24 protein-coding genes are annotated in these 22,713 nt (G+C 62.3%); 12 read left to right on the forward strand and 12 right to left on the reverse strand.

Translation table 11 applies throughout. The features are described from left to right. Positions 1-29: 29 nt before the first annotated feature. The gene (gene recA / locus ABMA32_RS17605) at positions 30-1,118 is read left to right on the forward strand and encodes a recombinase RecA (protein WP_292773063.1); all 1,089 of its coding nucleotides are present in this window, start codon (positions 30-32) and stop codon (positions 1,116-1,118) included. An 899-nt stretch (positions 1,119-2,017) separates the two neighbouring features. Beyond that, on the forward strand, positions 2,018-4,690 hold the full coding sequence (gene alaS / locus ABMA32_RS17610; protein WP_349015113.1) for an alanine--tRNA ligase: 2,673 nt from the start codon (positions 2,018-2,020) through the stop codon (positions 4,688-4,690). Between the two features lie 56 nt (positions 4,691-4,746). On the opposite strand, the gene ABMA32_RS17615 is transcribed toward alaS, so the two are convergent. Both ABMA32_RS17615 and ABMA32_RS17620 read right to left on the reverse strand, forming a co-directional pair. Further along, positions 4,747-5,958, reverse strand: coding sequence for an NADP-dependent isocitrate dehydrogenase (locus ABMA32_RS17615; protein WP_349015114.1), 1,212 nt, complete (start codon positions 5,956-5,958; stop codon positions 4,747-4,749). Between the two features lie 90 nt (positions 5,959-6,048). Then, entirely contained in the window at positions 6,049-7,083 is a 1,035-nt protein-coding gene (locus ABMA32_RS17620) for an FUSC family protein (protein ID WP_349015115.1), read from the reverse strand. A 79-nt stretch (positions 7,084-7,162) separates the two neighbouring features. On the opposite strand from ABMA32_RS17620, the gene ABMA32_RS17625 reads away from it, so the two are divergent. From ABMA32_RS17625 to ttcA, 6 genes are all read left to right on the forward strand, one after another. Further along, the gene (locus ABMA32_RS17625) at positions 7,163-8,035 is read left to right on the forward strand and encodes an RNA methyltransferase (protein ID WP_349015116.1); all 873 of its coding nucleotides are present in this window, start codon (positions 7,163-7,165) and stop codon (positions 8,033-8,035) included. Next, a complete protein-coding gene (gene murI, locus ABMA32_RS17630) occupies positions 8,028-8,819 on the forward strand; it encodes a glutamate racemase (RefSeq protein ID WP_349015117.1) in 792 nt (263 codons plus the stop codon). The genes ABMA32_RS17625 and murI overlap by 8 nt, the downstream gene beginning before the upstream one ends. 61 nt (positions 8,820-8,880) lie before the next feature. Further along, positions 8,881-9,063: a DUF3008 family protein gene (locus ABMA32_RS17635; RefSeq protein WP_349015118.1), complete on the forward strand. Its 183-nt coding sequence runs from the start codon at positions 8,881-8,883 to the stop codon at positions 9,061-9,063. A 223-nt stretch (positions 9,064-9,286) separates the two neighbouring features. Then, complete coding sequence (gene rpsD / locus ABMA32_RS17640; RefSeq protein WP_292773076.1) at positions 9,287-9,904, forward strand: 30S ribosomal protein S4; 618 nt, start codon at positions 9,287-9,289, stop codon at positions 9,902-9,904. Positions 9,905-9,977: 73 nt separating this feature from the next. Next, a complete protein-coding gene (locus tag ABMA32_RS17645; protein ID WP_349015119.1) occupies positions 9,978-10,907 on the forward strand; it encodes a glutaminase in 930 nt (309 codons plus the stop codon). A 13-nt stretch (positions 10,908-10,920) separates the two neighbouring features. Continuing rightward, positions 10,921-11,778 carry a tRNA 2-thiocytidine(32) synthetase TtcA gene (gene ttcA / locus ABMA32_RS17650; RefSeq protein WP_349015120.1) on the forward strand — a complete coding sequence of 286 codons (858 nt, stop codon included), beginning with the start codon at positions 10,921-10,923 and terminating at the stop codon, positions 11,776-11,778. Positions 11,779-11,781: 3 nt separating this feature from the next. Here the strand turns inward: ttcA and ABMA32_RS17655 are convergent, their stop codons facing one another. Further along, a complete protein-coding gene (locus ABMA32_RS17655) occupies positions 11,782-13,029 on the reverse strand; it encodes a multidrug effflux MFS transporter (RefSeq protein ID WP_349015121.1) in 1,248 nt (415 codons plus the stop codon). A gap of 94 nt (positions 13,030-13,123) precedes the next feature. Next, a complete protein-coding gene (grxD, locus tag ABMA32_RS17660; RefSeq protein WP_292773082.1) occupies positions 13,124-13,456 on the reverse strand; it encodes a Grx4 family monothiol glutaredoxin in 333 nt (110 codons plus the stop codon). Between the two features lie 182 nt (positions 13,457-13,638). Here grxD and ABMA32_RS17665 point away from each other — a divergent pair, with 182 nt between their 5' ends. Beyond that, positions 13,639-14,355: a phosphodiester glycosidase family protein gene (locus tag ABMA32_RS17665; protein ID WP_349015122.1), complete on the forward strand. Its 717-nt coding sequence runs from the start codon at positions 13,639-13,641 to the stop codon at positions 14,353-14,355. Here ABMA32_RS17665 and ABMA32_RS17670 read toward each other — a convergent pair. The 4 genes from ABMA32_RS17670 to ABMA32_RS17685 all read right to left on the reverse strand — a co-directional run bounded on the left by ABMA32_RS17670 (position 14,349) and on the right by ABMA32_RS17685 (position 18,623). After that, a complete protein-coding gene (locus ABMA32_RS17670) occupies positions 14,349-14,576 on the reverse strand; it encodes a hypothetical protein (protein WP_349015123.1) in 228 nt (75 codons plus the stop codon). The two genes, ABMA32_RS17665 and ABMA32_RS17670, sit on opposite strands and share 7 nt — an antisense overlap. A 3-nt stretch (positions 14,577-14,579) precedes the next feature. Next, positions 14,580-14,813, reverse strand: coding sequence for a BolA/IbaG family iron-sulfur metabolism protein (locus tag ABMA32_RS17675; protein ID WP_349015124.1), 234 nt, complete (start codon positions 14,811-14,813; stop codon positions 14,580-14,582). Between the two features lie 13 nt (positions 14,814-14,826). Next, positions 14,827-17,055 (reverse strand): phosphoribosylformylglycinamidine synthase subunit PurL, encoded by a 2,229-nt coding sequence (purL, locus tag ABMA32_RS17680; RefSeq protein ID WP_349015125.1) that lies wholly within the window; start codon positions 17,053-17,055, stop codon positions 14,827-14,829. A gap of 146 nt (positions 17,056-17,201) precedes the next feature. Continuing rightward, on the reverse strand, positions 17,202-18,623 hold the full coding sequence (locus ABMA32_RS17685) for an aminotransferase-like domain-containing protein (protein ID WP_349015126.1): 1,422 nt from the start codon (positions 18,621-18,623) through the stop codon (positions 17,202-17,204). A 92-nt stretch (positions 18,624-18,715) separates the two neighbouring features. Here ABMA32_RS17685 and ABMA32_RS17690 point away from each other — a divergent pair, with 92 nt between their 5' ends. After that, on the forward strand, positions 18,716-18,931 hold the full coding sequence (locus tag ABMA32_RS17690; RefSeq protein WP_349015127.1) for a DUF1127 domain-containing protein: 216 nt from the start codon (positions 18,716-18,718) through the stop codon (positions 18,929-18,931). Between the two features lie 102 nt (positions 18,932-19,033). On the opposite strand, the gene ABMA32_RS17695 is transcribed toward ABMA32_RS17690, so the two are convergent. From ABMA32_RS17695 to purC, 4 genes are all read right to left on the reverse strand, one after another. Then, positions 19,034-19,447, reverse strand: a complete 414-nt coding sequence (locus ABMA32_RS17695) for a hypothetical protein (RefSeq protein WP_349015128.1) — start codon at positions 19,445-19,447, stop codon at positions 19,034-19,036. A 68-nt stretch (positions 19,448-19,515) separates the two neighbouring features. Beyond that, a complete protein-coding gene (gene purQ / locus ABMA32_RS17700) occupies positions 19,516-20,196 on the reverse strand; it encodes a phosphoribosylformylglycinamidine synthase subunit PurQ (RefSeq protein WP_349015129.1) in 681 nt (226 codons plus the stop codon). Next, positions 20,196-20,438, reverse strand: coding sequence for a phosphoribosylformylglycinamidine synthase subunit PurS (gene purS / locus ABMA32_RS17705; RefSeq protein WP_349015130.1), 243 nt, complete (start codon positions 20,436-20,438; stop codon positions 20,196-20,198). Before purS ends, purQ begins: the two co-directional genes overlap by 1 nt. Positions 20,439-20,458: 20 nt before the next feature. After that, on the reverse strand, positions 20,459-21,253 hold the full coding sequence (gene purC, locus ABMA32_RS17710) for a phosphoribosylaminoimidazolesuccinocarboxamide synthase (protein ID WP_292773125.1): 795 nt from the start codon (positions 21,251-21,253) through the stop codon (positions 20,459-20,461). 258 nt (positions 21,254-21,511) lie between these two features. On the opposite strand from purC, the gene ABMA32_RS17715 reads away from it, so the two are divergent. After that, positions 21,512-21,829 carry a DUF1476 domain-containing protein gene (locus ABMA32_RS17715; RefSeq protein WP_349015131.1) on the forward strand — a complete coding sequence of 106 codons (318 nt, stop codon included), beginning with the start codon at positions 21,512-21,514 and terminating at the stop codon, positions 21,827-21,829. 100 nt (positions 21,830-21,929) lie between these two features. Beyond that, entirely contained in the window at positions 21,930-22,706 is a 777-nt protein-coding gene (locus ABMA32_RS17720) for an HpcH/HpaI aldolase family protein (RefSeq protein WP_349015132.1), read from the forward strand. Positions 22,707-22,713 lie beyond the last annotated feature (7 nt).

Raw genomic sequence — 22,713 nt, forward strand, 5'->3', positions numbered from 1 at the left:
GCCTTCATTGCTGACCAAGGGGTGATATCATGGCGCAGAATTCATTGCGGCTCGTAGAGGATAATTCGGTGGACAAGACTAAGGCTCTGGATGCCGCGCTTTCGCAGATCGAACGCGCCTTCGGCAAGGGCTCGATCATGCGGCTCGGCGCCAACGAACAGGCGGTCGAGATCGCGACAGTATCGACCGGTTCGCTCGGGCTCGACATCGCGCTCGGTGTTGGCGGACTTCCGCGCGGCCGTATCGTCGAGATCTACGGTCCGGAAAGCTCCGGCAAGACCACGATGGCGCTCCATACGGTGGCCGAGGCCCAGAAGAAGGGCGGCATCTGCGCTTTCGTCGACGCTGAACACGCGCTCGATCCGGTCTATGCCCGCAAGCTTGGCGTCGATCTCGAGAACCTTCTGATCTCGCAGCCTGACACTGGCGAGCAGGCGCTGGAGATTTGCGACACGCTGGTGCGCTCCGGTGCTGTCGATGTTCTGGTGGTGGACTCGGTGGCAGCACTCACCCCCCGCGCCGAAATCGAGGGCGAGATGGGCGATTCGCTGCCCGGCCTTCAGGCCCGCCTGATGAGCCAGGCGCTGCGCAAGCTCACCGCCTCCATCTCGCGCTCCAACACGATGGTCATCTTCATCAACCAGATCCGCATGAAGATCGGTGTCATGTTCGGCTCGCCAGAAACCACGACAGGCGGCAACGCGCTGAAATTCTATGCCTCCGTCCGCCTCGACATCCGCCGCATCGGTTCGGTCAAGGACCGGGACGAGGTCGTCGGCAACCAGACCCGCGTCAAGGTGGTCAAGAACAAGCTGGCCCCGCCCTTCAAGCAGGTCGAGTTCGACATCATGTATGGCGAAGGCGTCTCCAAGACCGGCGAACTGGTAGACCTCGGCGTCAAGGCCGGCGTGGTCGAGAAGTCCGGCGCCTGGTTTTCCTATAACTCGCAGCGCCTCGGGCAGGGTCGCGAGAACGCAAAACTCTTCCTGCGCGACAATCCCGAGGTGGCCAAGGAAATTGAACTCACCCTGCGCCAGAATGCCGGCCTGATCGCCGAAAAGTTCCTCGAGAACGGATCGCGCGAAGATTTCGACGAAGACGACGCCGCGGCCGGCTGAGCCAATCCAAAAGCGTAGTGCGTGTAAGACCGCCGGCCTCTTTGGGCCGGCGGTTTTGTTTGTGCTGTCATCTTTCTCCTGAGAGACAAGGCGGGGCCGCGCGGTCCCTCTTCACTTCGTCATCCTAGGGCAAGCGCAGCGCGACCCTAGGATCCATGCCGTAACCTCTCGGCGGCGCTCTGAGGGTGCAAAACTGATCCCCCTTGTTTCTCCCCTTGAGGCAGAAGGGGGATCGGCGCGACGGCGCCGAGACGGATGAGGGGTAAGTCAGCGCCAGGTGCCCCTCATCCGGCTTCGCTGCGCTCAGCCACCTTCTCCCTCAAGGGGACAAGGAAGGGCCCGCAATGTGTGGAAAGACACTCCACCCAACCCATTGATTTTATTCGCTCAGGCGGGAAAAAGTCGCCCGACTTATCCACGTCCTTCTGATCTAGACGATACTTCCTCCCGCAACTTGCCTGTGGGACCTGGTGTGTACAGCCAGCATTCAGGGGCAAGTGTGGCGCCGGGTGCTTCCGCTGGACTGAGCGGGACGTCCGACCGTCTGCCGCCTCGTGCGCTCGCGGACTCCAGAATATCGGAGTCCGATGGGCCGGGCGCCGGCAGGCCGATAAACGCCGGCGGCGCATGGCAGCGCGTCAACTTACTTACTTATAAGACGTCGCTGCCATGCGCCGCTTCCCACATCCTTCAATGGCCAGACTGCGAAAGCAGGGCGTGGCGACGATGAAGCGCGCGCATAACCCTCCCAAAGGGGGCCACCCCGGGTGGGGGGGGCTTGCGGAACGCGCCGCGCGCATTCGCTGAACCAAAACCGCTTTCTGGACAGCCACAGGGCCGGCGGCTAAAAGGCCCCAACCCAAATTCCGGGCCGGGCGCCCGTTTCAGAAGGCATTTCCATGAGTGGCGTGAACGAGATCAGGTCGACCTTCCTCGATTACTTCAGGAAGAACGGTCACGAGGTCGTGGCCTCCAGCCCCCTCGTGCCGCGCAACGACCCGACGCTGATGTTCACCAACGCCGGCATGGTGCAGTTCAAGAACGTCTTCACCGGGCTGGAGACGCGCCCTTACTCGCGCGCCACCACGGCGCAGAAAAGCGTACGCGCCGGCGGCAAGCACAACGATCTGGACAATGTCGGCTACACCGCCCGCCACCTGACCTTCTTCGAAATGCTCGGCAATTTCTCCTTCGGCGACTACTTCAAGGAGCGCGCCATCGAGCTTGCCTGGAACCTGATCACCAAGGATTTCGGCCTCCCGAAGGACAAGCTTCTCGTCACCGTCTACCACACCGACGACGATGCCGCCGCCCTCTGGAAGAAGATCGCGGGCTTCTCCGACGACAGGATCATACGCATCCCGACCTCGGACAATTTCTGGGCGATGGGCGACACCGGCCCCTGCGGCCCGTGCTCGGAAATCTTCATTGATCGCGGCGAGCATATCTGGGGCGGCCCGCCCGGCAGCCCCGAGGAGGACGGTGACCGTTTCCTCGAATTCTGGAACCTCGTCTTCATGCAATACGAGCAGGTGACGAAGGAGGAGCGCATCGACCTGCCGCGCCCGTCCATCGATACCGGCATGGGTCTTGAGCGCATGGCCTCCATCCTGCAGGGTGTCGACAGCGTCTTCGAGACCGACCTTTTCCGCCATCTGATCGACGCCACCGCGTCCGCCCTTGGCCGGGGTCCCGATGCGGAAAACGTCGCGTCCTACCGCGTCATCGCCGACCACCTGCGTTCGTCCTGCTTCCTCGTCGCCGACGGCGTGCTGCCGTCGAATGAAGGCCGGGGTTACGTTCTGCGTCGCATCATGCGCCGCGCCATGCGCCACGGCCAGTTGCTTGGCGCCAGCGAGCCGCTGCTGTTCAAGCTGGTCCCCGCGCTCCTGCGCGAGATGGGCCAGGCCTATCCCGAGCTGACGCGCGGCGAGGCGCTCATCACCGAGACGCTGAAGCTGGAGGAAACGCGCTTCCGCAAGACGCTGGCGCGCGGTCTTGGCCTCCTCGAGGACGCGACCGCGAGCCTCAAGGCCGGCGATATGCTCGACGGCGAGACCGCTTTCAAGCTCTACGACACCTACGGCTTCCCGCTCGACCTGACGCAGGATGCGCTGCGCCTGCGCGAGATTTCCGTCAACCTCGACGGCTTCCAGGATGCGATGGAGCGCCAGAAGGCCGAGGCGCGCAAGAGTTGGGCGGGCTCGGGCGAGGCGGCGACCGAAACCGTCTGGTTCCCGGTGCGCGAGAAGGCCGGCGTGACCGAATTCCTCGGCTACGACACCGAGCAGGCCGAGGGAATCGTGCTGGCGCTGGTGAAGGACGGCGCTGAAGTCGATGCCGCCGGCGAGGGCGACAACGTCGCCGTCATCGTCAACCAGACGCCCTTCTATGGCGAATCCGGCGGCCAGATGGGCGACACCGGCACGATCTCGGGCGAGGGTTTCGCCATCGAGGTCACGGACACCCAGAAGAAGGCCGACGGCCTGTTCGTCCATCTCGGCAGGGTGGCGCAAGGCTCGGTCAAGACAGGTGCCGCGGTCGAACTCAAGGTCGACCACAACAGGCGTTCGCGCCTGCGCGCCAATCACTCCGCGACCCATCTGATCCATGAGGCGCTGCGCGAGGTGCTCGGCACCCACGTTGCCCAGAAGGGTTCGCTGGTCGCGCCCGAGCGCCTGCGCTTCGACATCTCGCACAACAAGCCGGTTGCGCCGGAGGAGATGGAAGAAGTCGAGCGCATGGCCAACGAAATCGTCGTTCAGAACAGCCCGGTCACGACGCGGCTGATGTCGGTCGATGACGCCCGTGCCGAAGGCGCGATGGCGCTGTTCGGCGAGAAGTACGGCGACGAGGTGCGCGTCGTCTCCATGGGCACCGGCCTGCATGGCGCCAAGGCGAACCGGCCCTATTCGATCGAGCTTTGCGGCGGCACCCATGTGAACGCCACCGGCGACATCGGCCTCGTGCGCATCGTCTCGGACAGCCCGGTCGCGGCCGGCGTGCGCCGCATCGAGGCGCTGACCGGCGAGGCGGCGCGCCGTTATCTCGACGAGCAGGACCGCCGGCTGAAATCTGTGGCGGCGACGCTGAAGGTCGCGGCTGGCGACGTACCGGCGCGCGTCGAGGCCTTGATGGAAGAGCGCAAGAAGCTCGAGCGCGAACTGGCCGATGCGCGCAAGAAACTCGCGCTGGGCGGCGGCGCATCCGCTGGAGCCGGAGCGGCGAGCGAGAACGAAGTCGTCAACGGCGTCGGCTTCCTCGGCAAATCTGTGACCGGCGTCGCGCCGAAGGACCTGAAATCGCTCGCCGACGCCGGCAAGTCGTCGCTGGGCTCCGGCGTTGTCGTCTTCGTCGGCGCCAGCGACGACGGCAAGGCAAGCGTCGTGGTCGGCGTTACCGACGATCTCGTCGGCCGCTTCAGCGCCGTCGATCTGGTCCGCGTCGCCTCCGCAGCACTTGGCGGGCAAGGCGGCGGCGGCCGTCCCGACATGGCCCAGGCCGGCGGCCCGGACGCAACGAAGGCGGCGGAAGCGATCGCGGCGGTGAAGGCGGCTCTTACGGCCGCCTGACCGAGCAATAAAAAAAACCCGGAGCGATCCGGGGTTTTTTCTGGCGGGGTGAAGGCTTACGCCATCGCCTTCTGCAAATTCTCGTCGATCTTGTCGAGGAAGCCGGTGGTGGAGAGCCACGGCTGGTCGGGGCCGATCAGCAGCGACAGGTCCTTGGTCATGTATCCGGACTCGACCGTCTGGATGCAGACCTTCTCCAGCGTCTCGGCGAACTTCTTCAACGGCTCGTTGCCGTCCAGCTTTGCGCGGTGCGCCAGCCCGCGCGTCCACGCGAAGATCGAGGCGATCGAGTTGGTCGAGGTTTCCTCGCCCTTCTGGTGCTGGCGGTAATGGCGCGTCACCGTGCCGTGCGCGGCTTCCGCTTCCACCGTCTTGCCGTCCGGCGTCATCAGCACCGAGGTCATCAGGCCGAGCGAGCCGAAGCCTTGCGCCACGATGTCGGACTGCACGTCGCCGTCATAGTTCTTGCAGGCCCAGACGTAGCCGCCCGACCACTTGAGCGCGGAGGCAACCATGTCGTCGATCAGACGATGCTCGTACCAGATCTTGCGCGCCTTGAACTCTTCTGCGAACTCGGCGTCGAACACCTCGTGGAAGATGTCCTTGAAGCGGCCGTCATAGGCCTTGAGAATCGTGTTCTTTGTGGAGAGATAGACCGGATAGTTGCGGATCAGGCCATAGTTCAGCGAGGCGCGGGCGAATTCGCGGATCGACTCGTCGAGGTTGTACATGGCCATCGCGACGCCGGCGCCGGGCGCATCGAACACCTCGTGCTCGATGGTCTTGCCGTCCTCGCCGACGAACTTGATCGACAGCTTGCCCTTGCCGGGGAATTTGAAGTCGGTCGCGCGATACTGGTCGCCGAAGGCATGACGGCCGACCACGATTGGCTGCGTCCAGCCGGGCACGAGGCGCGGCACGTTCTTCATGATGATGGGTTCGCGGAAGATGGTGCCGCCGAGGATGTTGCGGATCGTGCCGTTCGGCGACTTCCACATCTTCTTGAGCTTGAATTCTTCGACGCGCGCCTCGTCGGGTGTGATGGTCGCGCATTTCACGCCGACGCCGTATTTCTTGATCGCGTTGGCCGCATCGATCGTGACCTGATCCTCGGTGGCGTCGCGATGTTCCACGCCGAGGTCGTAATATTCGAGCTTGAGGTCCAGATAGGGGTGGATCAGCTTGTCCTTGATGAACTGCCAGATGATGCGGGTCATCTCGTCGCCGTCCAGTTCGACGACCGGATTGTCCACCTTGATCTTCGCCATAGAAACCAACCTTGCTTTGGGAGCGACCGTTGCCAGGAGCGACGGTCTGGAATGCGGTTCCTATACAAAGCAGCGGCGCATGCGGCAACGTCAATTCGGCTTTGGGACGAAGCGTTGGACCGCAGCGTAGAGCAGGTATAGCGTGGCGATCCCCACCAGGACTCCTGCCAGACGTCCGAATGCCTGCTGCTCGTCGACCGTCCAGCCCTTGTCCTGCACGAACACCATGATGAAGGCGATGACGAACTGCATCGCCGCGTAGCGCCTCGTCGGAAACCGCGTCTGCGCGATCGTTCCGGCGAGGACGCCCGCGAAAAGCGCCACCTGACACAGTATCGGCTTGTCCTCGATCAACGGGAACAGAAGGAAGGCAACCGCACCGGCCAGAAGGCAGCCGGCGATCCGCTGATACATGCGGTCGATCACCAGAAAGCGCGGGAGGCCCGAACGGTGGTCGAGCGGAACGACAAGTACCGCAATTGTCGTCACCATTCCCTGCGTTACGGCGTCGAGTTGCCATAGGCTTGCTGGGCCGGCAAGAAGGGCGATCACCAGTCCGCCGGGCAGGGCATGGACTATGGCCTCGCGCGTGTCGATCTGCGTCTGCTGCTGCGGTTGGTTCGATTTGCGGGATAGGTCGTGACGGCGCCGCAGCACGATTTCGATCAAGGCTGCGATCAGGATGCACGCGCTGGTTCCGACCACGACATTTATGACGCGCTCCTGCGCGAAATGGCCGAAATCGTGGTTTGGACCGATGGCTTCGCACATCACCATGACGAAGGTGACGACCGCCAGCACCCATGCGTAACCGTGCGAGTAAACGACCGCACCGATGAGGCCCACCCACGTGACAAGGCCCATGAATGGCACGAAGATGAGGGGAAAGGGACCAAGCGCCGGACCTGCAACGAAGGCGATTGCTGCGCCGACGGCCGAGCCGGCGATCCTCAGGAATCCCCTATAGAAGGAGGCCCAGAGGTTCTCCTGCATGACGACGAAAGCACTGATACCCGCCCACCAGCTGTCGCTGAGGCCGAGCGCATGAGCGATCACGACCGCCAGCGCGACCGAAGCCGCCGGACCGAACTGCGTTATGATGGGGGGAGGGCTCTTGCCAGACACGTCGGCGTCCGAAGCTTCAATTCCGCATGCATCTATGGCAGGGACACAGAAAGTTCGCAAATCTGATTGACCGGAAACCATGGCATCCAGCATCGCCTCCGCAAATTCGCAGAAGGGCCCCGCGATCATTCTCGTCGAGCCGCAGCTCGGGGAGAATATCGGCATGGTCGCCCGCGCCATGGCCAATTTCGGCCTGTCGGAACTCCGGCTGGTCAGCCCGCGCGACGGCTGGCCAAGCGAGAAGGCGCGTGCCGCAGCAAGCCGGGCCGACCATGTCGTCGATGCGGCGGTCGTCTATGATGACTTGCGCTCGGCGCTTGCCGACCTGAACTTCGTATATGCGACGACCGCGCGCGAGCGCGACGGCTTCAAACAGGTTCGCGGCCCCGTCGAGGCGGGCAGGGTGCTAAGAACGCGGGCAAGAGCAGGCGAGCGGACCGGCATCATGTTCGGCCGGGAGCGTTTCGGCCTCTACAATGAAGAGGTTGCGCTAGCCGACGAGATCGTGACCTTCCCGGTCAATCCCGAATATGCGTCGCTGAACATCGCGCAGGCAGCGCTGCTGATGTCCTATGAGTGGATGAAGTCCGGTCTGGAGAAGGAGACCGACACGGCCTTCTCGGGACCCGATGCGCAACCGGCCGAAAAGCACCAGCTTCAGGGTCTCCTGGATCATCTGGAGGCAGCGCTGGAGGCGCGCGGCTATTTCCGGCCTGCGCCCAAGAAGCCCAAGATGGTGGACAATCTGCGCGCCGTGCTGACGCGGCCGGGTTTTACGGAGCCCGAAATCAAGGTCCTGCGCGGTATCGTCTCTTCGCTCGATTATTTTTCGCCGCGCGCGCCGCGCGGTGAGGGCTATCCCGAACGCAAGGCGAAGGCCGACCGCGACGCGCACGAAGACGGCGATTACCGCCGCAAGCCGGCCGAGCCCAAGGATGACGACAATGGCTGACCGCCCGATCCTGATGTTCGATTCCGGCATCGGCGGATTGACGGTGCTGCGTGAAGCCCGCGTGCTGATGCCAGACCGGCGCTTCGTCTATGTCGCGGACGACGCCGGGTTCCCCTATGGCGCGTGGGAGGAGCCGGCGCTAAGGGAGCGCATACTGTCGCTTTTCGCCGACCTGCTCGAACGCTTCGATCCCGAGATATCGGTCATCGCCTGCAATACAGCCTCCACGCTGGTCATGGATGCGTTGCGGCAGCGTTTCCCCGGCCACCCCTTCGTGGGCACGGTGCCCGCCATCAAGCCCGCTGCGGAGCGCACGCGCTCGGGGCTGGTGTCGGTGCTCGGCACGCCCGGCACGGTGAAGCGGCAATATACGCGCGACCTGATCCGGCAATGGGCTTCGAAATGCCATGTCAGGCTGGTCGGCAGTGGCAATCTCGCCCAGCTTGCCGAAACCTACATGCGGGACGGGTTTGTCGATGAGGAGGCAGTGCGCGCCGAGATCGCGCCGTGCTTCATGGAGCAGGATGGCCAGCGAACCGACATCGTGGTGCTGGCCTGTACGCACTATCCCTTCCTGGTAAACCGCATGCGCAAGACGGCGCCATGGCCTGTCGACTGGATCGATCCCGCCGAGGCGATCGCAAGGCGTGCGCTTTCGCTGCTTGGCGCGCAGCGTGCAACGGTCTTGTCCGAGCGAGCCGATATTGCGGTGTTCACCTCGGGCAAGACGGAGTTCACGACGCGCCGGCTGATGCAGGGGTTCGGCCTGACGGTACAGGGGTGAAGGCAGCCGGAACATTCGTCTAGCCGCCAGCGTTTCTCCTGCCCGACCACAGGAGGCAAAAATGCCTGCGAAATCCAAGGCACAGCAGATGGCCGCCGGCGCTGCCCTGTCTGCCAAGCGCGGCGAGACGAAGAAGAGCGAACTCAAGGGTGCATCGAAGGAGATGTACGAATCCATGAGCGAAAAGCAGCTTGAGGAGTTCGCCGAGACCAAGCGCAAGAGCTTGCCCTACAAGAAGGATTGATCTGCCGATTGGCCGTAGCGTTGACAATCCGCAACCCTTCGACTAGTTAGCCGCCATCGCCGGGCCGAAAGGTCCGGCGGTGCTATTTGACGTGTCCCGTGGGTTTCTTCGCAAAGCGTGCGTGGGAAACCCTGTCAGGTCTCGAAAACGGAGACCAGAGGAGGGCGCGTTTCCTTCTCCCGGCACATGTCGTTCCGGGTGCATTATTTTGAAAGGGAATGCGATGAGCAAGCGCGAATCCGCGAAATACAAGATCGATCGCCGTCTTGGCGAAAACATCTGGGGTCGTCCGAAGTCCCCGGTCAACAAGCGTGAATATGGTCCCGGCCAGCACGGCCAGCGCCGCAAGGGCAAGCTGTCCGATTTCGGCCTGCAGCTGCGCGCCAAGCAGAAGCTGAAGGGTCACTACGGCGACGTTTCGGAAAAGCAGTTCCGCAAGATCTACGAGGAGGCCAACCGCCGCAAGGGCGACACCTCCGAGAACCTGATCGGCCTCCTGGAGTCGCGCCTCGACGCCGTCGTCTATCGCTCCAAGTTCGTGCCCACGATTTTTGCGGCCCGCCAGTTCATCAACCACGGCCACGTCAACGTGAACGGCCGCCGCACGAACATCGGTTCGTACCGCTGCAAGCCGGGCGACGTGATCGAAGTTCGCGAGAAGTCGAAGCAGCTCGTGATCGTGCTCGAATCCGTTGCGCTGGCCGAGCGTGACGTGCCTGACTATATCGAAGTCGATCACAACAAGATGGTCGCGACCTACCAGCGCGTGCCGGGCCTTGCCGACGTTCCGTTTGCGGTGCAGATGGAACCGAACCTGGTGGTCGAGTTCTACTCGCGCTAACAGGCCCGAAGGGTAAGGATTTCAGGGAAAGCCGCCTTCGGGCGGCTTTTTCGTTTGTGGATGGAGACGGCAGATGGACGACCTGCAAGAGTTGCTGGACGACATCCATCGGGAGATGGCCGCGAAGACACGACGCGGCAAGGTGGCCGACTATATTCCGCAACTGGCTGCCGTCGACCCCGGCCATTTCGGCATCGCCGTCACCACAATCGACGGACGGGAGTTCACTGCCGGCGAGGCAGACACGGCCTTTTCGATCCAGAGCGTCTCCAAGGTCTTCACGCTGACGCTGGCGCTCGGCACGGTGGGCGACCGGTTGTGGAGCAGGGTCGGACGCGAGCCGTCCGGCACGCCGTTCAACTCCATCGTCCAGTTGGAGCTTGAACATGGAAAGCCCCGCAATCCCTTCGTCAACGCAGGAGCCATAGCCGTGGCTGACGTGTTGCTGGCCGGACATCAACCGAAGGAAGCGATCGGCGAGATCGTCCAGTTCGTGCGTTTCCTGGCCGGTGACGAGACCATCGTGATCGACAATCGCGTCGCCCGCTCCGAAACGGAGACGGGCTTTCGAAACTTCGCTCTTGCCCAGTTCATGCGCTCCTTCGGCAAGCTGGATCACCCCGCCGAACACGTCCTCGGCGTTTATTTCCACCAGTGCGCGCTGGCGATGAGCTGCCGCCAGCTTTCCCATGCGGGGCTGTTCCTCGCAGCAGGCGGCCGCAACCCGGTGACCGGGCATACGGTCGTGTCGCGCGACCGCGCGCGGCGTATCAATGCGCTCATGCTGACCTGCGGTCACTACGACGGCTCCGGCGATTTTGCCTACCGCGTCGGTCTGCCGGGCAAAAGCGGCGTTGGCGGCGGCATCTTGGTCGTTGCGCCCGGCAAAGCCTCCGTTGCGGTATGGTCGCCCGGGCTCAACGAAAACGGCAATTCGCTTCTGGGATCGCAGGCGCTGGAAATGCTGGCGCAGCGCACCGGATGGTCTATTTTCGGCGTATAATCGGAACGAGACAATGAACATCGCCGTCACGGAAGACCAGATTGATGAAGCCGAGGGCGGAACGCATCCGATCTTTCGCGATGTGCCGTCGTCGCTGGAGTTCAACAAGCTGCGCAAGCGTCTCGTGCGCAATGTCCGCGAGGCCATCGAGCAGTATGGGATGGTGAAGGCGGGCGACCGCTGGCTGGTGGCGCTTTCGGGCGGCAAGGACTCCTATGGCTTGCTGGCGCTGCTGCTGGACCTCAAATGGCGCGGCCTGCTGCCTGTCGATCTGCTCGCCTGCAATCTCGACCAGGGGCAGCCGAACTTCCCGAAACATGTCCTGCCGGAGTTCCTGAATAAGCTCGGCGTAGATCATCGCATCGAATATCGCGACACCTACTCGGTCGTGACCGACAAGATCGCGGAGGGCAACACCTATTGCTCTTTGTGTTCACGGCTGCGGCGCGGGCACCTCTATCGCATCGCCCGCGAGGAGGGATGTTCGTCGCTGGTGCTCGGCCACCACCGCGAGGACATCCTCGAGACCTTTTTCATGAACCTCTTCCATGGGGGCCGGCTGGCCGCCATGCCGCCAAAGCTGCTCAATGACGAGGGCGATCTCTTCGTCTTGAGGCCGCTTGCCTTTTCCGCCGAAACCGACCTTGCGCGGTTTGCCGACGCGATGGCGTTCCCTATCATCCCTTGCGACCTCTGCGGAAGCCAGGACGGATTGCAGCGCAATGCAATGAAGGCGATGCTGACTGACATCGAGGCGAAAATGCCCGGCCGCAAGGACACGATGATCCGCGCCATGACGAACGTCCGCCTCTCGCATTTGCTCGACACGAAACTATTCGATTTTGCAGGTCTCGCGCCCGGCGGCGAGTGAAGACTACGTCTTCGGGTGGATGTGTGTCTGGAACAGCTTCCCGCGTTCGGCGATCAGCACGAAGGTCAATGCGATGAGGGAGACGGCGCAGAACCCTGCGGCCAGCGGCGTGGTTGTGCCGTCGAAAAGCTGGCCGATCGTCGCCCCGATGGCCCCTCCGCCGACCGTCTGTGTAAAACCCTGTACGGATGAAGCGGTACCGGCCAGATGGCCGAGCGGTTCCATGGCGATCGAGTTGAAATTCGATCCTATCCAGCCGAACTGGAGCATTGCGGCGGCGAAGAGCGGCACGAAGACATAGATCGGCAACTGGCCGAACAGCGACAGCACGAACCACAGGCTGGTGACCGTGATGAAGCCGACCAGCGCGCCATGTGAGAGCTTGCGCATGCCGAACCGCCCGACGAGCCGTGAGTTGACGAAGGACGACACGGCCATCATGCCAGCGACGGCAGCAAACAGGACCGGAAACCATACGCCGAGCCCGTAGATGCCGACATAGACCTGCTGGGCAGAGTTGATGAAGCCGAATAGCGCGCCGAAGATCGCTGTCGTTGCCAGCATGTAGCAAAGCGAGACGCGATTGGTCAGCACGATGCGGAAACCGTCGGCAATGGTGCGGATATTGAAGGCGCGACGATATTCGGGGCGTAGCGTTTCCGGTAGCCGAAACGTTGCCCAAAGGGTGACAGCAAGCGCAATCAGCGCCATGACGACGAAGATCATGTGCCACTCGGAAAACAGCATCACGATCTGGCCTACTCCCGGCGCGACGACCGGGATGACCATGAACACCATGAAGACCAGCGACATCACTTCGGCCATGGCGCGGCCGCCAAAGACGTCACGAACGACGGACACGGTGATAACCCGTGTTGCTGCAGCGCCAATACCCTGCACGAACCGAAGGATGAGCAGGCTCGTGAAGCTGGGTGCGAAGGCGGCGGCGAGAGCGGCCGCGACGTAGATTACGAGTCCCACCAGCAGCGGCGGCCTGCGTCCGAAGCGATCCGAGAGCGGCCCGAAGAAGAGCTGGCAAATCCCGAAGCCCGCGATGTAGGCGGTGATCACATATTGCCGATGGTTCTCGTTCTCGACGCCCAGCGAGGCTCCGATCTGTTGCAGGCCGGGCAGCATGATGTCGATGGCGAGCGCATTGAGCGCCATCAGGGCAGCCGCCAGCGCGATGAACTCCCAGCGCGGAATCAGGAGTTTGAACGCTTGTGCTGCGGGGGCTGGCTGCTGATCCATGCGATCATTCCAAATCAAAAGGAAATGCGCCGGAAGCCGGCGCATTCAAGGGACAATGCCCGAATTTCTCCGGGCCAGACGGGTGCAATGGTGGTCAGGCGGCCTTTACGGTCACGCCCTTCTCATCAAGGAAGGACTGCAACTCGCCAGACTGGAACATCTCGCGGATGATGTCGCAACCGCCTACGAATTCACCCTTGACGTAGAGCTGCGGGATCGTCGGCCAGTTGGAGTATTCCTTGATGCCCTGGCGTAGTTCGTTGGAGGTGAGGACGTTCACGCCCTTGTAGTCGACGCCGACATAATCGAGAATCTGAACGACCTGACCGGAAAAGCCGCACTGCGGGAAGCCGGGGGTGCCCTTCATGAAAAGCACCACGTCGTTGCCCTTCACCTCGCTGTCGATGTATTCGCTGATTCCGCTCATAGTTTATCCTTTCATGCCCGTGGGAGTGGGGCCCGAAACATGCCAATCAAATAAACCCACTGCCGGTTTGAAACAAGGCGGCAAAGAATGGACCAGGGATGAGTCGTTGGATAGCAGGCCTTCTTCTACTGCTTCTTGCGACGGTCGGCGCACTGGTTTGGTTGTGGAGGATACCTGAGCCTGTGACCGAGCCGAAGCCGCAACCCGCCGCCTATCTGCCGCCACCCTGCCGCGAGATGGCCTTCGAGGCGGTGAATTACATCGTCTGCGAGGTCGAACTCGACCAATACGATCTCGTCCTCAGGCGGGTTGACGCGACAGCGAAACCCTACGGAAACCTTGCCGCGCTCGCGAAAGCGGAGCCATTCGTCTTCGCCACCAACGCCGGCATGTATCACGAGGATTTAACCCCGGTCGGTCTCTATGTCGAAGATGGCCGCGAGACGTCGCCGCTCAATCTCGGCGAGGCCCCCGGCAACTTCTTCATGAAACCGAATGGCGTGTTCTATGTCGATCAAGCCGGCAACGCTGGCGTCATGGAATCAGGCGCATTCGCTGCTTCCGGAATCAAGCCGGTGCTCGCCACGCAGTCCGGCCCGATGCTGGTGATCGACGGCAGCTTGCATCCGCGTTTCGAGGCGGATGGCGCCTCCCGCTACATCAGGAACGGCGTAGGTACGAATGGCGGCAAACAGGTTGTCTTCGCGATCTCGCGCCAGCCAGTCAGCCTCGGCAGCTTCGCCCGGCTGTTTCGCGACGGATTGGGAATCAGGAACGCGCTCTTCTTCGACGGCGCCATTTCGGCGCTTCACGACGGCAGCAAATATCTCGTTGGCGGGAGCCATCCCGCGGGGCCGATCCTGGCTGTAAGAGAAAAGCCGGCAGGCACTGCTCAGTAGCTGCGTCGCTTCGCCTTCGACCGCGCCTTTACCGTTCTTCTTTTGCTGGTCTGGCGTTTCGCCGGCTTGCTGGCCTGACGCTCAAGTCGTCGCAGCCTTTCGGCAACGGTGAGGCTGCTGGTCCGCTTGCGCCGCTTGGCGCGCTTGCTGGCCGATGATTTGCGCAGCATGTCTTCGAGAACATCGGCGACCACGCCCTTGACGAAATCGGCGACGGACATGCGCTACTCCGGAACGCTGGTCTGCAGCGCCAGTGCATGCAGCGCGCCGCCCATGTTTCCCTGCAGCGCATTGTAGACCATCTGGTGCTGGTGCACGCGGCTTTTTCCCCGAAAGCTCTCGGCGACGACCTCGGCTGCGTAGTGATCGCCGTCGCCTGCAAGATCGCGGATGGTAACCTTCGCGTCAGGAATGCCCTCCTTGATTAGCCGTTCGATCTCGCGTGCATCCATCGCCATCAGCAGTCTCCGCTTACTCGCCATCCATGAAACGCGGGAACCACGATTCGTGAGCGGACTTCAGTTCGGAAACGAGCATTGCACGCGTCTTGCCGAGTTTCAATTCCGTGCCCCCGGTCGTGCCGATCCACGGGGCATGGATCCCAAGCGCCTTGGCTTCACTCCATAGCGCCGCCATCTCCTCGCTCTGCGGATCGAGTTTCACGGTGACGACGTAACGTCCCTGGTCCTCGCCGAAAAAGACCGGGATGGGGTCGGCTTTTTCCAGGCCGGGGATGGTCGCGCCGATCCCGGACGCCATCGCCATCTCCGCGAGCGCCGTCGCAAGGCCACCGTCGGAAACGTCGTGCACCGCCGTCGCGATGCCATCGCGGATCAGCTTGCGAACAAAATCGCCGACTCGCTTTTCATGCGCGAGATCGACAGGCGGCGGCGGACCGTCGGTGCGGCCGTGGACATCGCGCAAATAGATCGATTGCCCGAGATGCGAACCCCATTCCGGTGGGCCGCCCACCAGAAGGATGACCTCGCCTTCGCGTGCAAAGGCGATCCGCGCCATTTTGCCCCAATCTGGCAGCAGACCGACGCCGCCGATCGTCGGGGTCGGCAGAATGCCTTGGCCGTTGGTTTCGTTGTAGAGCGAGACATTGCCCGAGACGATCGGGAAATCCAGCGCGCGGCAGGCCTCTCCGATCCCTTTGATCGCATACACGAACTGCCCCATGATCTCCGGGCGCTCCGGATTGCCGAAATTGAGGTTGTCGGTCGCCGCGAGCGGCTCCGCGCCCGTGGCGGTCAGGTTGCGCCAGCACTCGGCGACAGCCTGCTTGCCGCCTTCGAACGGATCGGCCTCGCAATAGCGCGGCGTGACGTCGGACGAGAAGGCCAGCGCCTTGGTTGGATGCCCGTCGACGCGCACGACGCCAGCGTCACCGCCCGGAAGCTGCAGCGAGTTGCCCTGGATCAGCGTGTCATACTGCTCCCACACCCACCGCCGGCTGGAAAGGTCCGGCCCGCCGAGCATCTTCAGAAGCGCGTCGGCGACATCAGACTGGGGAATATCATCGGCGGCGAGCGGCGCGGGCTTCTTCGGCTCGACCCAAGGACGGTCGTATTCCGGAGCCTTGTCGCCCAGATCCTTGATCGGCAAGTTCGCGGCTTCCGCGCCCTTGTGCAGGATGCGGAAGCGCAAATCGTCCGTGGTGTGGCCGACGATGGCGAAATCGAGACCCCATTTCCGGAAGATCGCCTCGGCTTCCTTCTCTTTTTCAGGCCGGAGCACCATCAGCATGCGCTCCTGGCTTTCCGACAGCATCATCTCGTAGGCCGACATGCGCTCCTCACGCACCGGAACCTTATCGAGGTCGAGTTCGATACCGAGGTCACCCTTCGCGCCCATCTCGACGGCGGAGCAGGTGAGGCCCGCCGCACCCATGTCCTGGATGGCGATCACCGCGCCCGACGCCATCAACTCCAGGCAGGCCTCGAGCAGGCATTTTTCTGTGAAGGGGTCGCCGACCTGCACGGTCGGGCGCTTCTCGTCGATCTTGTCATCGAATTCGGCCGACGCCATCGTGGCTCCGCCAACGCCGTCGCGACCGGTCTTGGCGCCGAGATAGACAACCGGTAGGCCGACTCCCTTGGCCTCGGAGAGGAATATTCCGTCGGTCTTCGCGATCCCCGCGGCAAACGCATTGACGAGGATGTTGCCGTTATAGCGCGCGTCGAAATTGACCTCGCCGCCGACGGTCGGAACGCCAAAGGAATTGCCGTAACCGCCGACGCCCGATACCACGCCCGCGACGAGGTGGCGGGTCTTCGGATGATCCGGCTCGCCGAAGCGCAGAGCGTTCATGGCGGCGACCGGCCTCGCGCCCATGGTGAAGACATCGCGCAGGATGCCGCCGACACCCGTGGCCGCACCCTGATAGGGCTCGATGTACGACGGGTGATTGTGGCTCTCCATCTTGAAGACCACGCAGTCGCCGTCGCCGATGTCGACCACGCCGGCGTTCTCGCCAGGGCCCTGGATCACGCGCTCGCCTGAGGTCGGGAGGGTCCGCAGCCACTTCTTGGACGACTTGTAAGAGCAGTGCTCGTTCCACATCGCCGAAAAGATGCCGAGTTCGGTAAAACTCGGCTCGCGGCCGATCAGGTCCAGGATGCGCTGGTACTCGTCCGGCTTCAGTCCATGCGCTTTGATGAGCTCTGGCGTAATAGCGACGGTTTTCTCGGCGGTCATAGGCTGTTGTCGGCTCCGGATAGCGGGGAGGGCGCAATGGGCATCCTTAACCCAGGCGCGTTGGGGGCTATACCGCACCGCGAAGAAAAATGCAGCCTTTTCGGCGGCAATCTACAGACTACGCAACCGGCAGATACCGTCGCCGTTCAGCCGTAGCTGTCGTAGCCTGCGTTCGGATTGTCGAGCAGCCGTCTCACAATGGTGAGGCCGGTCTTCAGTTCTTCGCGGGACACAATCGAAAAGCCGACACGAATGCGATGGTAAACCTCTTCGGTCCGTCCGGGCTTGTATTCATCCTCGTCATCGACCAGCACACCCTCGCTGGCTGCTGCCTGTTTGAAGGTGCCGGAAAGCCAGGGGTCCGGAAGTTTCATCCAGATAAAGGGCGCCCTCTTGTGCGAGACGAAGTCCAGTCCGGAAAAAGCTTCTCGGACAATGGCCTCTCTCGCCTCGATTTCGACCCTCGACGCCTGCCGGATCGTATCGGCGGCCCCGGAAAGCACGAGACGCGCCGAAAGCTCTGCCAGCATGAAAGGCATGCCGCCAGTGACCATCTTGTGGGCGACCTGGATGCGTGGTGCCAGATTGGCAGGGCAAGCGACCCATCCGCCGCGAACGCCGGCTGCGACCGTCTTCGACAGGCCACCGATATGGAAGGTCCGCTCGGGAAGCAGTGCCGAAAGCGGCGTCGGCTGTTCGTCGAGTAGAGCGCCGTAGATTGAATCCTCGATCAGCCAGACATTGTTCCGGCGTGCGATCTCGGCGATCTGTCGCCGTCGCTGCAACTGCATGATGTTGAGGGTGGGATTGTGCAGCGACGGGATGAAGAACGCCACTTTCGGGTGCTGTTGGGCACAGACGCGCTCGAAATCTTCGGGGTCCGGCCCTTGGGCATCGAGCTTCACGACGATGCTGCGCCGGCCCATGAGGTTCGCGCTGCGGGCGATCGAGGAATAGGTCAGTTGCTCGAACACGATCTTGTCGCCGGGCGAGGTCATGGCCGCGATGACCGCCATGGCGGACGCATGCACACCGATCGTCGGAATGACGCATTGGGGCTTCGGCATCCATTCGCCCGAACCGAGCCAACGCGAACCGGCTTCTCGCCAGTCCTCGGGCCACGAGCGCGTGTAATCGAGCGCCCGGCCCGAATGATCCCGCATGACGTCGGCAAGAATGCGCGCGACGGTATCAGCTTGTCCGACATCGGGGGCAGACGTGCTGTCCATGATCAGGCGGCCGGAGGGGCTGCCTTCCATGCTGCGCCGCGTTCCTTCGAACGCGGGCTGTGGCGCGTCGGGGATAACAGTGTGCTGATCCGTCTCTCGGCCAAGCACGAATGTGCCGCGTCCAACCTCGCCGCTAACGAGGCCACGCTCACGCACAAGAGCGTAGGCACGTCCAATTGTACCAATTGTAACCCCGATGTCGTACGCCAGGTCGCGTTGCGGCGGCAGCTTGGATCCAGAGGGCAGGATACCCTGTGCGATATCGCTTTCGATACGATCCGCCAGCCGCAGGTACAGCGGGCCCGAGCCTTCGGATAGGTTGGGTAGCCAATTTGTCATCGTGACAATTTCATATATTGCCTTCGAAATAGAGTCAATTCATTGGAGGCAAGCGATACAATTTGATCACTTGTAGCCATAAGGAGAGGGCAATGAGTACATTCACGACGACCCGAACTGACACTTCGATGCGGACTTCAGGATCTCGCGGCAGTTTGCTGCTGCGGTTGATATCGATGATCGAGATGGCGGTTCAGCGCAGGCGCAGCCGCATCGCGTTGATGGAACTGAGCGACGACATGCTCAAGGACATCGGCGTCTCCCGCTCGGAGGCATTCCGGGAATCCAACCGTCCGTTCTGGGACTGAGTAAAGGCAAATGGGCGTAAGACTGCTTCGAACACGTTCCCGCAAAACTGTACCGCAAATGTGATGGCCGCCTCGAAAGGGCGGCCATTGTGCTTTTGGGGACTATGCCGCCGATCCGCAACTGCCGTCGCCGGCCTTCCAGCGGTTGATATCCGAACTGATGCGTGAGCCCGCAGGCCCTTCCATCATCGGACCAAAGACCTCTACATGGCTCGACTGACCTTGCGCCTGCACGACGAGCAACGGCTTGCCGCCGTAGTTGTTCTTGGGGACGACCAGAAAGCGCGGCGTCCCGGCGAAATTGTTCAACTCATTCGCCATCGAGTATTTGCTGAAGGCAGGGTCCTTGCTGGCGAACCAGCATTTGTGCGCAGCGATTGCCACCTGCTCCATCACGCGCAGCGATGCGCTCTTGCCGGAGCCGCCTGGAGTGGCAGGTCGTTTGTCGGACTGGCAGGCAGACAGCGCAAGCATGGAAGCCGAAGCGACTGCGAGTGCCAAGGGAAATCTGGTCATGCGGCCTCTCGAATCGCGCGGCTGATGGCGCATGGTGGACCAGCGCCAATCAAATGGGAATTGCCGGATCAGGCAGCCTTCAGAGCCGGCAGTCCGAGCGCGCTTTCAAACAATCCGCGCCCGTCCGTTCCGCCGTGTGCGGCCTCGATCAGGTTCTCGGGGTGGGGCATCAGGCCGAGCACATTGCCCTTGTCGTTCACTATCCCGGCGATATCGTTGATCGAACCGTTGGGATTGGTGCCTTCGGCGTAGCGGAATACGACCTGGCCTTCGCCCTCGAGGCGCGCCAGCGTTTCCGCGTCGGCGAAATAATTGCCGTCATGATGTGCGACAGGCGTGCGGATGATCTGGCCGGGCGTGTAGTTGCGCGTGAAGGCCGTGTTGGCGTTTGCGACGCTCAGCTTTACCTCGCGGCAGACGAATTTCAGCGACGCATTGCGCATCAGCGCGCCGGGAAGCATGCCGGCCTCGACTAGGATCTGGAAGCCGTTGCAGACGCCGACCACCTGGACGCCCTTCGCGGCTTTTTCAGCAACCGCGCGCAGCACCGGTGAGCGGGCAGCGATAGCCCCACAGCGCAGATAGTCGCCGAAGGAGAAGCCGCCGGGAATGGCGATCAGGTCGACATCCGGGATTTCGGTGTCGGTCTGCCAGACCGTCGCCGGCGCCTTGCCGGAAATCTTGGTCAGCGCCGCGATCATGTCGCGGTCGCGATTGAGGCCGGGAAGAAGGACGACGGCGGTTTTCATCAATTCACGGCTACGCTGTAGTTTTCGATAACCGTATTCGCCAGAAGCTTGTCGCACATGGCTTTCAGTTCGGCCTCAGCCTTCGCCTTGTCAGTGCCATCGAGTTCGAGGTCGAAGACCTTGCCCTGGCGAACCGAGCCGACACCGTCGAAGCCAAGCCCGGACAAGGCATGCTCGATCGCCTTGCCCTGCGGGTCGAGCACGCCGTTCTTCAGTGTTACGGTGACGCGGGCCTTGATCACGCGTGAATACTCCTGTGCTGTCAGTGCGGCTTGCCGCGCCGGCCGTCGCCAGTTGCGACCAGGACGGGTCCTGTCGGTCGAGGAGGCTCGTTCTCGTTCATGATGCCGAGGCGGCGCGCCACTTCCTGATAGGCCTCGACCAAGCCACCCATGTCGCGCCGGAAACGGTCCTTGTCGAGCTTGTCCTGCGTCTGGACGTCCCAAAGCCGGCACGAGTCGGGCGAAATCTCGTCGGCAACGACGATGCGCATCATGTCGCCCTCATACAGCCTGCCGCACTCCATCTTGAAGTCGACGAGCTGGATGCCGACGCCGAGGAAAAGGCCAGAGAGGAAGTCGTTGACGCGGATGGCGAGCGCCATGACGTCGTCGATTTCCTGCGGGCTCGCCCAGCCGAAGGCGGTAATGTGCTCCTCGGAGACCATTGGGTCGTCCAAAGCATCTGCCTTGTAATAGAATTCGATGATCGAGCGCGGCAGCACGGTGCCTTCCTCGATGCCAAGCCGCTTGGCGAGCGAGCCGGCGGCGACGTTGCGCACCACGACTTCGAGCGGGATGATCTCGACTTCCTTGATCAACTGCTCGCGCATGTTGAGCCGGCGGATGAAGTGCGTCGGAATCCCCATGCGGTTCAGATGGTTGAAGATGTGTTCGGAAATGCGATTGTTCAGCACACCCTTGCCGTCGACGATTTCGTGTTTCTTTTTATTGAACGCCGTCGCGTCGTCCTTGAAGAACTGGATCAGTGTTCCCGGCTCGGGCCCTTCATAGAGGATCTTGGCCTTGCCTTCATAAATGCGGCGGCGGTTTTTCATCGGATTTCCTGGATTTGTCGAGCCGGCGGATGGACCGAACGGCCCGGAAGAGATAATGCGCCGGACGTATCGTTCAATGCCGGTCTATCCGAATCGGCTTACATGCTCAATCATCAAAGCGGCCGATCAACCGCTTTCCGCTGCGAAATACCGCACTGCAACAAGCCGTGATCGTATTGACCCGGACGCAGGCTTTTGGTTTGTGCGGACAAACACCACATCTGGTCGGAACGACCGTCACCTGCCTGGAGGATCTTGATGAGCGATTTTTCTGACCGCGAGAAGGGTTTTGAGCGCAAGTTCGCTTTGGACGAGGAACTGCGTTTCAAGGCTACGGCGCGGCGCAACAAGCTTCTCGGGCTCTGGGCTGCCGAAAAGCTGGGCAAGGCCGGCGCAGACGCGGAAGCCTATGCCAAGGAAGTTGTCGCGGCCGATTTCGTGGAAGCCGGCGATGACGATGTCCTGCGCAAGGTGAAGGCGGATTTCGAAGCTGCGGGTGTAGACCAGTCGGAACACCAGATCCGACGTACCATGGACGAATTGCTCGCGCAGGCGATCGAGCAGGTAAAGAGCTGATCCAGCTCATGGGAAGCAGGAAAAACCGCCCCTTCCGGGCGGTTTTTCTTTGCCTTTTCGTTTTGCTGGCGTGACAAACGGAAGATTCGGGAGAGGTTCGATGTCACTTGGAGCAAAGCTCGCCGCCGGCGAAACCGTTTGCAGCGCCTGGTCCGGCGTGCCGGACGCATTGACCGTCGAGATTCTGGCGTCGCAAGGCTTTGACGCGGTCACACTCGATATGCAGCACGGCGGGCACAACGAAGACAGCGTCCTTCGGTCGATCATACCCGTCCTCCGTCTCGGAAAGCCGGCGCTCGTCCGAGTCCCTGTTGGCCGCTTCGACATGGCCAGCCGGGCGCTGGACTTCGGCGCCGAGGCGGTCATCGCGCCCATGATCAACACCATCGAAGATGCCCAGCGCTTTGCGGCCGCGATGAAATACCCGCCAGTCGGCGAGCGCTCCTGGGGGCCGACATTCGGCTTTCCCCGTCACGGGAAGGGCGACCACCCGAAGTGGCTGCGTGAAAGCAACACGCGGACCCTGTCCTTCGCCATGATCGAAACCCGCGCTGCGGTCGATATTCTGGACCGCGTCCTCGATACACCCGGCATCGACGCGATCTTCCTCGGTCCCTCGGACTTTTCGATCGCCTGGACGAACGGAGAGCGCATCAATTCGACCCTTGAGGACATGATGCCGGCGATAGAGCAGGTAGCCGGCCGCGCGCGTCGCGCCGGAAAATATGCCGGCATCTACGTCGTCGATCCGTCCATCTCCGGGCGCTTTGTCTCCATGGGCTACCAGCTTCTTGCGATGGGCCAGGAGATGACCGTCATGAAGCTCGGCTCCGAAGTGCTTCTGAAGGCGGTCCAAGCGTCGCTCAAGGGCGCCTGAACCCGAG

Origin of the sequence: Mesorhizobium quangtriensis (genome assembly GCF_040081925.1) — a bacterium.
Lineage (GTDB): Bacteria > Pseudomonadota > Alphaproteobacteria > Rhizobiales > Rhizobiaceae > Mesorhizobium_K > Mesorhizobium_K quangtriensis.

Excerpts from the sequence above, each read along its gene's own strand:
- recA (WP_292773063.1), top strand. The coding sequence starts at position 30 with ATGGCGCAGAATTCATTGCGGCTCGTAGAGGATAATTCGGTGGACAAG.
- alaS (WP_349015113.1), top strand. The coding sequence starts at position 2,018 with ATGAGTGGCGTGAACGAGATCAGGTCGACCTTCCTCGATTACTTCAGG.
- ABMA32_RS17615 (WP_349015114.1), bottom strand. The coding sequence starts at position 5,958 with ATGGCGAAGATCAAGGTGGACAATCCGGTCGTCGAACTGGACGGCGAC.
- ABMA32_RS17625 (WP_349015116.1), top strand. The coding sequence starts at position 7,163 with ATGGCATCCAGCATCGCCTCCGCAAATTCGCAGAAGGGCCCCGCGATC.
- murI (WP_349015117.1), top strand. The coding sequence starts at position 8,028 with ATGGCTGACCGCCCGATCCTGATGTTCGATTCCGGCATCGGCGGATTG.
- ABMA32_RS17635 (WP_349015118.1), top strand. The coding sequence starts at position 8,881 with ATGCCTGCGAAATCCAAGGCACAGCAGATGGCCGCCGGCGCTGCCCTG.
- rpsD (WP_292773076.1), top strand. The coding sequence starts at position 9,287 with ATGAGCAAGCGCGAATCCGCGAAATACAAGATCGATCGCCGTCTTGGC.
- ABMA32_RS17645 (WP_349015119.1), top strand. The coding sequence starts at position 9,978 with ATGGACGACCTGCAAGAGTTGCTGGACGACATCCATCGGGAGATGGCC.
- ttcA (WP_349015120.1), top strand. The coding sequence starts at position 10,921 with ATGAACATCGCCGTCACGGAAGACCAGATTGATGAAGCCGAGGGCGGA.
- ABMA32_RS17655 (WP_349015121.1), bottom strand. The coding sequence starts at position 13,029 with ATGGATCAGCAGCCAGCCCCCGCAGCACAAGCGTTCAAACTCCTGATT.
- grxD (WP_292773082.1), bottom strand. The coding sequence starts at position 13,456 with ATGAGCGGAATCAGCGAATACATCGACAGCGAGGTGAAGGGCAACGAC.
- ABMA32_RS17670 (WP_349015123.1), bottom strand. The coding sequence starts at position 14,576 with ATGTCCGTCGCCGATTTCGTCAAGGGCGTGGTCGCCGATGTTCTCGAA.
- ABMA32_RS17675 (WP_349015124.1), bottom strand. The coding sequence starts at position 14,813 with ATGGCGATGGATGCACGCGAGATCGAACGGCTAATCAAGGAGGGCATT.
- purL (WP_349015125.1), bottom strand. The coding sequence starts at position 17,055 with ATGACCGCCGAGAAAACCGTCGCTATTACGCCAGAGCTCATCAAAGCG.
- ABMA32_RS17685 (WP_349015126.1), bottom strand. The coding sequence starts at position 18,623 with ATGACAAATTGGCTACCCAACCTATCCGAAGGCTCGGGCCCGCTGTAC.
- ABMA32_RS17690 (WP_349015127.1), top strand. The coding sequence starts at position 18,716 with ATGAGTACATTCACGACGACCCGAACTGACACTTCGATGCGGACTTCA.
- ABMA32_RS17695 (WP_349015128.1), bottom strand. The coding sequence starts at position 19,447 with ATGACCAGATTTCCCTTGGCACTCGCAGTCGCTTCGGCTTCCATGCTT.
- purQ (WP_349015129.1), bottom strand. The coding sequence starts at position 20,196 with ATGAAAACCGCCGTCGTCCTTCTTCCCGGCCTCAATCGCGACCGCGAC.
- purC (WP_292773125.1), bottom strand. The coding sequence starts at position 21,253 with ATGAAAAACCGCCGCCGCATTTATGAAGGCAAGGCCAAGATCCTCTAT.
- ABMA32_RS17715 (WP_349015131.1), top strand. The coding sequence starts at position 21,512 with ATGAGCGATTTTTCTGACCGCGAGAAGGGTTTTGAGCGCAAGTTCGCT.
- ABMA32_RS17720 (WP_349015132.1), top strand. The coding sequence starts at position 21,930 with ATGTCACTTGGAGCAAAGCTCGCCGCCGGCGAAACCGTTTGCAGCGCC.